8 protein-coding genes and 1 tRNA gene are annotated in these 13,083 nt (G+C 65.8%); 2 read left to right on the top strand and 7 right to left on the bottom strand.

What is annotated here, in order from left to right; translation table 11 throughout:
• Nucleotides 1-131: 131 nt before the first annotated feature.
• Nucleotides 132-1,553 carry an ATP-binding protein gene (locus DL991_RS18820; RefSeq protein WP_125785644.1) on the bottom strand — a complete coding sequence of 474 codons (1,422 nt, stop codon included), beginning with the start codon at nucleotides 1,551-1,553 and terminating at the stop codon, nucleotides 132-134.
• On the bottom strand, nucleotides 1,550-3,205 hold the full coding sequence (locus tag DL991_RS18815) for an FAD-dependent oxidoreductase (RefSeq protein WP_125785643.1): 1,656 nt from the start codon (nucleotides 3,203-3,205) through the stop codon (nucleotides 1,550-1,552). The genes DL991_RS18820 and DL991_RS18815 overlap by 4 nt, the downstream gene beginning before the upstream one ends.
• Nucleotides 3,206-3,230: 25 nt before the next feature.
• Between DL991_RS18815 and DL991_RS18810 the strand changes: the two genes are divergently transcribed.
• Nucleotides 3,231-3,956 carry a hypothetical protein gene (locus tag DL991_RS18810; protein WP_125785642.1) on the top strand — a complete coding sequence of 242 codons (726 nt, stop codon included), beginning with the start codon at nucleotides 3,231-3,233 and terminating at the stop codon, nucleotides 3,954-3,956.
• Here the strand turns inward: DL991_RS18810 and DL991_RS18805 are convergent.
• Both DL991_RS18805 and DL991_RS18800 read right to left on the bottom strand, forming a co-directional pair.
• Nucleotides 3,943-4,497, bottom strand: a complete 555-nt coding sequence (locus DL991_RS18805; protein ID WP_125785641.1) for an HdeD family acid-resistance protein — start codon at nucleotides 4,495-4,497, stop codon at nucleotides 3,943-3,945. The two genes, DL991_RS18810 and DL991_RS18805, sit on opposite strands and share 14 nt — an antisense overlap.
• A 199-nt stretch (nucleotides 4,498-4,696) precedes the next feature.
• Entirely contained in the window at nucleotides 4,697-6,850 is a 2,154-nt protein-coding gene (locus DL991_RS18800) for an RICIN domain-containing protein (protein ID WP_125785640.1), read from the bottom strand.
• Nucleotides 6,851-7,118: 268 nt separating this feature from the next.
• Here DL991_RS18800 and DL991_RS18795 point away from each other — a divergent pair.
• A tRNA-Ala gene (locus DL991_RS18795) sits at nucleotides 7,119-7,191 on the top strand.
• Between the two features lie 247 nt (nucleotides 7,192-7,438).
• Here the strand turns inward: DL991_RS18795 and DL991_RS18790 are convergent.
• From DL991_RS18790 to DL991_RS18785, 3 genes are all read right to left on the bottom strand, one after another.
• Nucleotides 7,439-8,353 carry a site-specific integrase gene (locus tag DL991_RS18790; protein ID WP_199754000.1) on the bottom strand — a complete coding sequence of 305 codons (915 nt, stop codon included), beginning with the start codon at nucleotides 8,351-8,353 and terminating at the stop codon, nucleotides 7,439-7,441.
• Nucleotides 8,350-8,874, bottom strand: a complete 525-nt coding sequence (locus DL991_RS42965) for a hypothetical protein (protein WP_199753998.1) — start codon at nucleotides 8,872-8,874, stop codon at nucleotides 8,350-8,352. The genes DL991_RS18790 and DL991_RS42965 overlap by 4 nt, the downstream gene beginning before the upstream one ends.
• Before the next feature lie 287 nt (nucleotides 8,875-9,161).
• Nucleotides 9,162-13,079, bottom strand: coding sequence for a hypothetical protein (locus DL991_RS18785; RefSeq protein WP_125785639.1), 3,918 nt, complete (start codon nucleotides 13,077-13,079; stop codon nucleotides 9,162-9,164).
• Between the last annotated feature and the right edge of the window lie 4 nt (nucleotides 13,080-13,083).

Raw genomic sequence — 13,083 nt, 5'->3', positions numbered from 1 at the left:
CCCCTCGTTCACCAGCTCGATCTTTCAGCCCGTTCGACTCTTTTGACGCGCGGGTGAGCCATTTCGAAATGAACGATCGATGAACGAAAGAAGTCGTCAGTTCCTGGCGAACCGTTGGGGTAGAAGGAAAATCAGATCACGGACTGCTCCGAGACCGGCAGGCACACGGTGAAGCGCGTGTCACCCGGCGCCGAATCGACCCGGAGGTCGCCCTGATGCCGTTCGACGACGATGCGCCAGGAGATGTCCAGTCCGAGCCCGGTCCCCTGCCCCACCGGCTTCGTGGTGAAGAACGGTTCGAAGATCCGCTGCCGCACCTCCGCCGGGATCCCGGGTCCGGTGTCGCCGATCTCGACGTGCACGTGATCGTCCACCCGGGACGTCCGCAGGGTCAGCGTGCCCTCGGGCCCCATGGCGCCGAGCGCGTTGTCGATGATGTTCGTCCACACCTGGTTCAGCTCGCCCGCGTACGCCGGGATCCTCGGCACCGCGTGGTCGTACTCCTTCACGACCCGGATCCCCGGCCCGATCTTCCCGGCGAGCATGACGAGGGTGGAGTCGAGTCCTTCGTGGACGTCGATCCACTGGTGTGGCGCACGGTCCATCTGGGAGTACTGCTTGGCCTTGCCGACCAGCACCGAGATACGGGTGGTCGAATCCTCGATCTCGCCCATCAGCATCTCGGTCTCGAGCGCGTACGCCAGCCAGCGGACGGCGCCGTCGAGGAAGGTCTCCCCCACCGAGTCCAGCAGGCGATCGAGATCGGGCACGGTCAGCCCGGCGCGGACGTAGATGTCGGCGAGGTCCCAGCCCTGGTCGATGCCGTGGCCGTCGAACCAGTCGCCGATCTCGTCCTCACGGTCGGCCTGCTGCATCGCCGACAGCTTCGGCGCCGCGGCGACCTGTTTGACCAGCTGTTCCTGGATCTCGAGCAGCTGCTCCAGCAGCGCCGGGTCGACGTTCTTCTTCGCCAGCATCGCGAGTTTGTGCCGCATCCCGGCGACCCGCTCCCGCAGCGACGCCGTCGCGCGGACGGCCGCCGCGGCCGGGTTGTTGAGTTCGTGGGTCAGCCCGGCGGAAAGCTCGCCGAGCGCCAGCAGCCGCCGCCGCGAACCGATCACGGTGTCGCTGTTGCGCCAGCCGAGGTACATGCCTTCCAGCAGATGCGTCGCCATCGGGAACCAGCGACGGAACTCGGTGGCGAACTCGGCCGCGGGCAAGGTCAGGAACGTGAGGTCGCTGACCGCGTGCACCGAAGCGCCGTAGGTGTGCTCGGTCTCCTGGTGCACGAAGAACTGCGTCGCGCCGCAGTAGGCGCCGCGCTGATCGGACCGGATCGTCTCGACCTCGGTGCCGCCGACGAGCCGTGTCATTCGCAACGCGCCCGACAACAGAAGGTAGAAGCAGGTGGCGGGTTCACCCTCGCGCATGACCGTGGTGCCGCCGCTGTACTGCTCCAGCTTGGCGTGCTCGTCGATCCAGTCCAGCTGTTCGTCGCTGAGGTGCTCGAAAAGGAAGAGCCCGCGCAGTTCCTCCCTTGGCAGAACGCTCATTGCTCCTCCAGGTATCGGTGGACCAGGGTGACCGCCATGGCGCCTTCACCCACGGCCGACGCGACACGCTTCACCGACGCCGCCCGCACGTCGCCCGCCACGAACACGCCGGGGATGGACGACTCCAGGTAGTGCGGGTCGCGGTCCAGCGGCCAGCCCGGCGGCGGACCGCCGTCGGTGAGCAGATCGGGGCCGGTCCGCACGAAGCCGTGGTCGTCACGCTGGATCTCCGTGCCGAGCCAGTCGGTGCGCGGCGCCGCGCCGATGAAGATGAAGAGGTGACCGGTGGGCACGGTCTCGGTGGTGGAGCCGTTCTCGCACAAGGTCAGCCGTTCGAGGTGATCGTCGCCGTGCGCCTCGACCACGGTGGTCCGGGTGCGGACGTGGATGTTCTCGATCCCGGCGATCTGCTCGATCAGGTAGTGCGACATCGACGCTTCGAGCGACTGGCCGCGGACGAGGATGGTGACGTCGGCGGCGTGTTTGGAGAAGAACACCGCCGCCTGGCCCGCCGAATTCGCGCCGCCCACGATGTAGACGTGCTCGCCCTTGCATTCGGGCGCTTCGGTGGCGGCGGAGCCGTAGTAGACACCTCGGCCGGCAAGTTCGGCGACCCCGGGAGCCTCCAGCGCCCGATAGGTGACTCCGCTGGCCAGCACCACGGAATGCGCGGCGATCTCGGTCCCGTCGCCGAACAGGACCACGCGCGCCGAACCACGCGCTTCGAGGCCGACGACGTCGCGGGCGGTGAGCACCTCGGCGCCGAACTTGAGCGCCTGACGCCGCGCGCGATCGGTGAGCTGCGCGCCGGAGACGCCGTCCGGGAAGCCGAGATAGTTCTCGATGCGGGAGCTGGTGCCCGCCTGTCCGCCGGTCGCCTTGCGCTCGACGATGACCGTGCGCAGCCCCTCCGACGCGCCGTACACGGCCGCCCCGAGCCCGGCCGGTCCGCCGCCGATCACGATCAGGTCGTAGAACTCCTGCGCGGGCCGGGTGGACAGGCCGACGGCGTCGGCGAGTTCGGGCCCGGACGGCTGACGCAGCACCGTGCCGTCCGGCGTGACCAGCACCGGGATGTCCTGCGGCGCCGCGTCCGCCGCGTCGAGGATCCGGCGGCCCTCGTCGTCGTCCACCGAGTACCAGCGGTACGGCACGGCGTTGCGCGCCAGGAAATCGCGCAGGTGGAACGACGGCGACGAGTACCGGTGGCCGATGAGCTTGATCTCGTCGACCGGCCGCTCCCCCACCGCGCGCCAGGTCTCCACCAGCGCGTCGATGACCGGATAGAGCTTCTCCTCCGGCGGATCCCACGGCTTGAGGAGGTAATGGTCGACGTCGACGACGTTGATCGCCTGGATCGCGGCGTCGGTGTCGGCGTAGGCGGTCAGCAGCGCGCGGCGGGCGTGCGGGAACAGGTCCATCGCCTTCTCGAGGAAGACGATGCCGTCCATCTGCGGCATCCGGTAGTCGGCGAGGATCGCGGCCACGGCGTCGCCGCGCAGCTTGAGCTCGCGCAGCGCTTCGAGGGCGTCGGCACCGGAATCGGCCCGGATGATCCGATAGTCCTTCCCGTACCTTCTGCGCAGGTCGCGGGCGACCGAACGGGACACGGCGGGATCGTCGTCGACGGTCAAGAGGATCGGCTGGCTCACCGGATCAGCCTATTACGTTGGAGCCGTGCTGACCGAAGCCGAAGAAGTGATCCACGCCCGTGCCGTCATCGCCGGTGAGGCGGCCACCGCGGCCGGGCTGCCCGGCACCTTCTCCGCGTGGCGTGAGGACGGGCTGCTCGCGGTCATGACCACGACACCGGAACTGCGGTTCCTGCGCACGATCACCGGGATCACCGAGGCGAACCTGGCGCGGGCCGTCCGGCTCGCCGGGGCGTCGTGCTGGGACGGCGACCCGCCGACGCTGGTGCTGCCACCGGGCTTGATCCCCCACGGCACCGGTCTCGTGCCCGCCGGTGTCCGTCCGATCGCGACTCTTCCGCTCGCCTTCGCGGCGTCGGACGCGGACATCGACGACTCGCCCGACCTCGACGCGTTTCTCCGTATCCTGCTCGATGGGTACGAAAGCAACGGTGTCGTGACGGCGTTCATGGCCGCCGAACACGCGGACCCGCGAATCAGGCGGTCGCTGCTTGTCGAGGACGGGGTGCCGATCTCCGCCGCGGCCCTGAGTACGCACGGACCGGGTGTCGTCCTCGGCGGATCGGCCACGCCACGGGCTCATCGCGGTAAAGGCGCGCAGGCACGGCTGCTCCTGCACGGCCTGGGCGCGGCCGCCCGCGAAGGCCGCCGCTTCGCCGTCGCGACCGCGGTGGAAGGGTCGCCGAGCCTGTCGAACCTGCGCCGTGCCGGAGCACGGGTCCATGTCCGACAAGCTTTCAGGCTTGGGTGAGCTTCCGCAGGCGGAAGGCCAGCACGAGCAGCATCACGCCGTACAGCAGGGCGTAGATCCCGACCAGGAGCGCGATCCCGTAGGCGCCGGCGATCGGGTTGAACACGATCACGATGCCCGCGATCAGCGAAAGCGCGCCCGCGGCGATGAGGAACGCCTCACCCTCGATCTGCTTGCGCAGCCGGATCGCCGCGACGATCTCGACGATGCCGGTGAAGATCGCCCAGAAGCCGACCAGCAGCGCCAGCACGAGCACCGTGATCCCCGGCCAGATCAGGACCAGGACACCGGCGATGATCCCGAAGGCGCCCAGGACTCCGTAGGCGGCGCGATGAGCGGCGTCACCCGGCCGGAAGGCCTGCATCAGGCCACCGATGCCGTCGATGATCGCGTAGATGCCGTAGATGATCGCGAGGGCGAGGACCGTGGCTCCCGGCCAGATCAACGCGAGGATGCCGAACAGGATGGCGAAACCGCCGCGCAGGGCGGCGAGCGGCCAGGCCAGGCGGGGTTCGACGACGGTGAGACCGACGAGAGGCATTGCCCGAGTATCGGAGCGCCGGTGCGCGAGCGCGCGGCACGCCACCCGTTGGGGTGAGGCCCTTTCCCGCCCTCCGGCAGGTGTTGCGAAAGCCACTTTCGCAACCTTCAACGTCGCGAAAGTGGCTTTCGCAACCACGCTTCCCCCGCGGGTGGGGCCGGTGCGCGCCGCGACCGCCATCCCGGCGCGCACCGGGGTATCAGGGATAAGCGACCAGATTGGCCACCGTCGATCCCGAGTTGGCCGGTCCGCCGCGGTCGTTGACGACCCGCGCGATGGTCCCGTTCCCGCCGAGGGAGACGGCGACCATGCTCCGGAACCGGACGTTCGGGTTGTTCGGCGCTTCGATCGCGCGATCCGCCACCACGCTCGGATCGACGTTGAAGTAGCAGTAGCTGCCGAGCCCGTACGCCTCGTGGGCCGTCACCGAGTCCGCCACCTTGTAGGCCGCGTAACCCCGCGTCGAGCCGTTCATCCAGGCGGCCTGATTCGGTGGGTCGTAAGGCATTTCGTTCTGATAGAAGTACGTCCGGCCGCGCTCGCCGGTCCAGATCGTCTGGTACTTCTGATAGTGCTCGACGAACAGGCCGTACATCGTGGCGTCGTCACCGTTGACGATCAGCCCGGTGTCGGCGGTGTTGGTGTTCCACCCGACTCCGCTGCCGTGGTCGGCACGCCAGATCCACAGGTGGTCACCGATGACGTCGTCGCTGTTGACCACCAGGCTGTTCGTGGCCTTGCCGACGCCCGCCCCGCCGACGCGGAAGAACACGTCGTGCAGCGAAGTCGGGTTGGCCGCGTGATCCTGCGCGGAGTTCGCCGGGCCGACCTCCATCAACGTGTTCGAGTTCGTCGTGCCCGCGTCGATCAGCACGCCGGCGACCTTGACGCCGTCGACGTCGGCCACCGTCATCGCGGTGATGCCGTTGTCCGGGATCAGTGTCGCCAGGCCGAGGCCGAGCACAACGGTGTCCGGCCGGGTGACGCGGAGCGTCTCGTTGAGGTGATAGACACCCGGCGTGATCAGGAGGTCCTTGCCCGCGGCGAGGGCGGCGTTGATCTGCGACGCCGTCGTGCCGGGCTTCGCGATGAAGAACCGGCTGATCGGCAGCGACGACCCCGGCTGCCCGGCACCCCAGGTGATGCCGGAGGCGTTGGTGCGCTTGGCGGGCACGAAGACCTGATACGCGCCCGCGGCGTCGACGTACAGGAACGGCTTCTCCCGCACGACCGGCGTCGTGTTCACCGCCGTGTACGGCGGATTGGGGAAACTGGTCGACGGCGCGCCATCGACGCCGGCGAACACCATGTTCCAGTTGGAGCCGCTCCAGCTCCCGAACTGCGAGTTGCGCGAGATCCATTGCTGCTGCGAGCCGGACCGGACCTGACCGTCGACCTTCACGTCGGACATCCAGCCGCCGCTGGACCAGCCGCCGTCGTCGAGCTGCAGATTGCCGCGGATATGCATGCGGCGGTAAGGCGCGGCCTGCGAAACGGCCCAGCGATCCGTGCCACCTGCCGGGTTCACGGACAGGTTTTCCGCGCCACGCCAGAAGTTCTGCGTCGCGTTGCCCTGGAACCAGTCGGCCTCCGCGTGCACCGCGCCGTTGATCGTCACGTTGTCGGGCGAGAGGCCGAGCCCGAGCACCTGCGTATAGAACCCGACGTTGACGTCGACGTTGTACGAGCCCGGTTTGAACAGCAGCGCCGTCCGGTTCGAGCCGAACTGACTGGTCTCCTGCCGCGAGAACACACTGTTGACCTGGGACTGGATCGCCGACTGCGACATACCGGGGTCGAAGACGAGCACGTTCGGCCCGAGATCGGGGTTCGCGGTGCCGGTGACCGGGGTGAGCCGGAAGGACTGGGCGCCGCTGCCGTTGCAGGCGTACTGCTGGAGCTGGATGCCGTCCTGGGTCGAGAGGCCCGGGATGTCCAGGCACTTGCCGCTGTTGCGGCTCACGAAGTGATACGCCCCACCGGATTCCTCGACCGGCTGCCACTGCTGGTTGTTCCCGCCGCCGTAGGCCCACAGATGGATCAGCCCGCCGTCGGCCGTCGACACTTCGGCGACGTCCCACACCCGCGCCGGGTCATTGCGCGTGTTGACCCGGTAGTAGCCACCCGACGTGGGCTGGAACTGCCACTGCTGGGAGAAGGTCTGATTGCAGGCGTACTGCTGGACGACCGTCCCGTTCGCCGATCCGGCGGCACGCGCGTCCACGCATTTCCCGCCGGTGGTCGTCACCGTGTACCAGGTATCGGGAACGATGGCCGCCTGCGCCGCCGGAGCCACCACGATCAGCGCTCCGACCAGGGAAAACAGGGCTATCAGTGCTGCTCTGGCCCTCATCAGGACCTCCTCCGCGTCATTCGGGCAGGACGAGCTGAGGCGGAGCCCAGTGGAGACGCGGCGTAGCGGGCGGGGACCTCGGCGTCACGATGGACGAAAACGTAACGGCGGTCACACGCGGAGTCAATACACGTCTAAAAATAAGTCGCAAAGATGCAGGTCGACGCCTATCCGGCTGTTCGAGGCAGCACAGAGTGACCCCCGCGTGAACGGCCTCGGCGAGCGGTGTAATGTATGGACACACGAGATGCGGAGAACAACCCGCTCCGGGGCTATGGCGCAGCTGGTAGCGCACCTCACTGGCAGTGAGGGGGTCAGGGGTTCGAGTCCCCTTAGCTCCACAGTGACGAAACCCTCCCAAATCAGCGGAATTTCCGCAGGTCAGGGAGGGTTTTCTCGTTTGACCGTGGATCTTCGGTGGTCAGCGGAAGATCCACGGCGGATCGATTCAGGAGCCTCTGCTGGAGGATTTCTGGAGGATCGATCTTGCTGTTCTGCCTGCTCGATGACCAGCAGCAGGCACTAGGCCGAGGGCGCGCGGGGCTCGCAGTGAAGCGAGGCAGGGGAACGTCTCAGCTACTCCGATTTTCACCGCTGCTTTCCCACCACCGTGGCGCGGTGGGGGTCAACCAGCGTTCCCGTAGATCCGGCTGGCTGTAGCGCGTTCGGTAGGCCAACGGCCGTGCGTGCTTTGCGCCAGCGGCGCTCGAGACAGCGGAGCAAGCGTCGCTCGACTTCAGGGGCGACGTGGCTGTAGGTCTCGACGATGCGGTTGTCGAGCCGGTGCCCGAGCCGTCGGGCTTGGGCGATCTCGGGGATACCGTCGGCGATCATCCATGTCTTGTGGCTGTGCCGTAGTCCGTGGAACGTCAGGCCCGGCCGGACCGGTTCGATCGGCACAGCAGCGTCGGGACGTTGAAGGTTTCCGTCCACCGCGGGGCGGAAGACCCGCCGATCGAAGTCACTGCGGCGCAACCAGCAGCGGCGCGGACTGGCGAACACGAAGTCACCATCGTGACCGTCCAGGTGGTCCCGCAACAGATCGATCAGGAACGGTGGCAGCGTGATAGTGCGTGCCGACGCTGGAGTCTTGGGCGGCCCGAGCCAGAGCCGGTGGTTGCCTTCATGCAAGCAGCCGGTGTCCGGATCGATGACGATGCAGCCGTCGTCGAGGTGTGTGTTGACGCGGCGCAGACCGGTCAGTTCGCCCCAGCGTGCCCCGGTCCAGCCCGCGGTCACGACCAACAGCCCGTAACAGCGGTCGCCGAGTAGCTCTGCGTTGTCCGAGATCCGGACGACTTGCTCGGGCGCTGCCCAGATCCGTTCCGCGGGAACGGGTGACCGCTCGCGGCGCCGACCACGCCGCGCTCTCCTGCGCACGGGATTGACGGCGATGAGCCGCTCGTCGACAGCGTCGTCAAGCATCATCGAGAACACCGTGACAATGCCGGCCACCGTCGACCGGGCGTAGCGGCGCCGCAACTCCTTGATCCACAACGTCACCGCCAGGGCGGTGATATCGCCGACCGCGGTACTCCCCACCTCGGTTCGATCTGGTTACGGATCCGGCTGCGATAGTTCTCCTCGGTGCGGACCTCCACGTCGAGAGTTTCGGTCCACAAGGCCACCCAGGCGGACACGCTGGTCTTCGCCGCCTGCGGATCCAACCAGATACCACGCCGTTGATCGGCCTCAATCTGATTGGCATAGTCATCAGCCAACTTCTTGGTATCAAAACCAGAACGCGACCCGATCCTGCCGTCAGCCGTGGGATAGCGAACACGCCACGAGCGCGGGCCGATCTTCTCTGTCCAAGCCATACTGACCTCCCGGACGCCAACGTCGAAAATGGACAGACCCGGTATGCGCCACCGTTTGACAGTTCGCAACTCGGCTACTACCAGTGCAAACGCGATGAAGGGAAGGAACGCAACGCCACGTCGATGAGCTGCAGATTCCTTCGGATTACAAGTCCCCTCCACCGCAAGGTCAGCCAGTGACGCAAAGGGTCGAGTTTCGGCCATCTGTGCAGGTCAGCACAGGTCTTGCGTTCCATCCAAGTGCCAGGCTGTATCGGGCCGTGTCGGGCTCTACTTCGGCAACGGAGCCCAATCGGAGACGGCGTAAGCGCGGCCTCGCCGCTCTACAGCGGATCCCTGCCATCAACGAGTCCCCGGTTACCCGGCAGGGTCACTAGGTGACGCTGGAGCACTGGCCGACGGTGGCGAAATGGGATCACAAGAAATGCCTCAGCAACGTCCTCTGAACAGGTAGACAACCAGAGGCGCTGCCCGGGCCGCGCGCCCGCCTGTCAGCGCTCGTGTTGGAGCGCCTCTGGCAGCCCGTATGCCCCGACATCGGCCAGCTTGTCCACGACGTTGAGACATCTATCGCGCATCGCCGCGTCGCCTTGTCGATAGAGCCGGAGAACGACGGTGACAATGTCACGGCTGATAGCCGCGGTAGCCCTGCTTAGATCACCGAGTTCGACACCAGCGTGTTCGACGGCGCGCTCGCAAGCGATGATCGTGGTGGAGGGCAGAAGCCTCAGGCTTTGCTCGAGCGCGTGGAAGAGGTCACCGAAGTTGTCTGGGAAGGCTCGGCTGGTCGCATACGCCACCACGACGCGTTCACTGATCGAGGCAGAGGCTGGTTCGTGGAGGACTCGGATCGCCGCAGAGGCGGCTTTGCGGACATCTGGGTCGCCGTCGTCAAATAGCCTGACGAGCTCGGTGGCAGCGAGGTGCGGTGCAGTGGCCATGGTTTGCGCGGCCCCCTGCCGCGCCAGGGTCGGCAAGTCGGTGACGTCGGAGGGGCATGCCTCCGGTAGCCGGTCGTTCAATAAGGCGTTGGCCCAGATGTGGCCAGCCCTCACCGCGATGGGGCTGTCTGTTTCGAGCGCACGATTGAGGTGCCGTGCGAAACGCGGACCTGCATCGAAGATGGCCTGCAACAGCAGCTCGTTAGCGGGGTTTGAATAGTGTATCTCGATCGCACTTGTGGAGAACAGAGCGTCAGCGATATCGAGGGCCTGCTCCAAGTGGCTTGCGAATAGCGCCAAACTAGGACGAGCGGCCTCTGCGCGTACAGACAGGATTGGATCCTGCGCGAGTCCCGCCACAACTGGGAGCAGCCGAGGTCCGTACGTCGCCTCGGCGGCGAGAATCTGACCGATCGTCGCAGCGGCAACTCCACGCGTCGAGTTCATCCCTTTCGTTGCCAGCTCGAAGTCGTCATCGGGTCGTCCTCCCGCGCGTTCCACCGCAGGATCAGCTGCTCGAGCGTAGTGCTCGACCAGGTCGATCAGTGCGTCCGTAGCTTCCTCAGCGGAGTTCGCAATTGCGCGGCACACGGCTTGGCCAGCCGCTTCTCCTACGATATGCCTTGCGTGTTCGCACAGTTCAGTCAGCTCTGCGGTGGTGATCTTGTCAGCGACTGCGTTGACGACTTCGATGATGTTGTATGTCGGAATCTGTTCGTCAAAGGTCAAGGCGAGTTCGGTGAAGCGTTGCGGTTCGATCGTGGCACGGCGACCGAGCAGTTGGGCGAGTTCTCGCGAGCCTCCAACTGCAAAGTTCCGACGAGCGAGTTCCTCCCTCGAACTGTACTTGGCGATAGCTCGCAACCAGTCTTCGTTGGTCATGTGCTCGCCTGCCTTTTCGGGCACCGGCGGGCCAACGAAGTGAGCTTCAACAGGCTCGGGCGGCCGGATAACGGCGCGAGTGAACTTGCGCTCGAGTTCACCTAGCCTGCGTCTGACAGCAGGTGACAGCCGGCTCTCAGGCAACGCCGACATCAGCACGTACTGGGTGTACCCCCAGGCTCCATTTCTACCGGGTTTCCTCTCCCAGGCGGGGTAGTAGGCAAGGAGCTTCGTGCATAGAGCCTCGAGTTGGGCATCGCCGCAGTGCGGTGTTGCCGCCTCGATTAGTAGCCGTGATGCCCAGACGTTGCTGCCATGCCAGCCCAGTTTCAGGTTTCGGTCGTCCGATCGCAGCCAATCGATCGCCTCGTCCGCTGCAGGCTCGGCGATGACTGCGTAGGCACGGCACGCGAGAAATCGCGCGACCTCGTGATCACTGCTGCGCAAAGTGGGGATAATGGAGCTCGAGCTGCTCCAAAGGTCATGTGCAGTCGCGCGTAGGGCGATATCGATGCCGTCTAAGACTGCGTCGGTGACTAGATGAGATCGGTAGAACCTGTACGCCCAAGGACCGCCGGCCTTTCGCTCGCCATCGGCGTCCGTGGCAGTGTCGTCCAATACAGTAAGTACGAAGGGGAGCACGTGCTCCAGGTACTGCTGAGGCGCTGCTGTGGCGATCTCGACGATCGTCTTGTCGCCACCGGCACCTCCTGACTGGTCGATGTAATCCGGAAACGGGTTAGCAACGTCGTCGGCCTGTGCTCGTTCTCTGGCGCGGTTTAAGTACGCACCGACAACCCGCGCCGCTCCTGCGGGGTCTTCGTCATGCAGGCCGGCAATGATCGACCAGAAGTTGCTGTTGACCGCGATCGGCCCTCGAGCTCCGTCCAACAAGCCGCGGCGGAGCAGCTCAACGGTCAGGTCGACCAGGCCTGGCGACAGAAACCACTCGACCATGGACCGCAGTCGAAGCGTCCACTCGTCAGAGCTGCCGATGAACGGCTTGACCAGTTCAGCGACGCGTTTCCCACGCTCCCTGGCCGCCCTGATCAGCACGTTGGCTGTCGGTGTAGCCGTCGCAGTCTCCGCGAGCAGCGGCTCCCAACGACCGGCCGAGTCGGCAGCATCGAACCAAGCGGGCTCCATCAGCAGAGCGAGGAGCCGCCCGCTCCGACGTGAGCCGCCGAATGCGAACGGTTCCATCGCCAGCCAGTCGTCTGCCACGGCCGGCAGGGAACTGAGGACCCCGATCACGACGTCGAGAAGGTTCGAACGAATCGCGTCGCTGGTCAAGAGCCGGACCGCGTCTGTCCGGAACCGCCGTCTATTGACCCCGATGAGGTGTTCGAGGACCTGTCGCAGCTGGGCGCGCCGGAACAGTTGTTGACCCGAGTTCACCACGAAGTCGTGCAGATCTTGTCCCTGGGCGACGAATTCTTGTGCGAACAAGAAGTCGAAGTAGGTCTCATGAAAGAACTGGACGGTGTCGCCGTCATCGCGGACGATCCCCGCCGAAGCCAGTGCTGGCCGTGCGCGTTGCGGAAGCCGATCGAGGAGCGCAGCTGGTGCATGCAGGGTCTCGTGTTCGCTCATGTAGGTCACGAGAGGTGCGATCGCTCCGTGCCAGCCAGCCGCCCCAAGGTCGCCTTCAACCAGCGAACGGAGCTGGCCTGTGAACTGTCGATACAGGTCCGGAAGTGTCCGATACGGCAGCTCACGAGACTTGGCTTCCAGCCAGAAGAACACCGCCAGGTGCAGAGGGACGCGCAACAAGTCGAACGTATCCGCCGCTAGTGAGGTCGCGTCGACGTTAAACTCAGCGAGAGCAGCACGTACCGCCGTGGCATCAAGGTCACCGACCTCGAGCTGCTCGACCTTGTCCTCGTCGAGTAGCAGAAACCTCATTCTCGGATCATCCAAAAGATCAGCTGTACGCACGACGAGGACGACCTTCATTCGGCCGTACCTACTCGCCTGTTCGACCACCTCGGCGACGGCGTGGTAGCTGTCGGGGATGCGGCCGCTGTACGTACTCACCGCATCGAGCTGATCGATGACGAGTACGGCCGATCCACCGCCGACTGCCGCAGCCAGGACGTCCACAGGGGATGACCGCAGGTCTGCTGCCTTCCCTAGTGCCGCGGCGTTTCGGCAGACACTGTCGATCGCGTCCATGCGCACTACCGCGGCCGTCCAGCCGGCCTCGGTCAGCTGTTTCACAGCCTCGGCCGCGACCGTGCTCTTGCCTGAACCGGCACGACCGTGCATCACAACAACTGGACGGCCATCATCTGCAGTCAATCGGTCGGCCAGAAGTGACGCTCCAGGATGGGCAGCCATGACCGGCGGCCGCGTGATCCGGTTCCGCCGGTAGTTCCTGTCCACGGTATCGCTGATCGCCTCATCGTCCCGTGCTGGCGCAACGACGCCGTTACCCTCGGGGCGAATAACCACGTAGGTGTTGTTTTGCGTGTTGTTTTGCGTGTTGTGATCGCCAACCTGCACGCCTTCGCTTTGGCTGACGTCTACACGCCGCGCCAGCTCCGACGGGGTCGGACTGCGGTCCTGTCGATCTCGGGAGAACACTGTT

The organism is Amycolatopsis sp. WAC 01375 (genome assembly GCF_003947325.1).
Taxonomy (GTDB): Bacteria; Actinomycetota; Actinomycetes; order Mycobacteriales; family Pseudonocardiaceae; genus Amycolatopsis.
The sequence above is the reverse complement of the archived record's forward strand: the minus strand, read 5'-3'. Positions and strand labels throughout refer to the sequence as shown.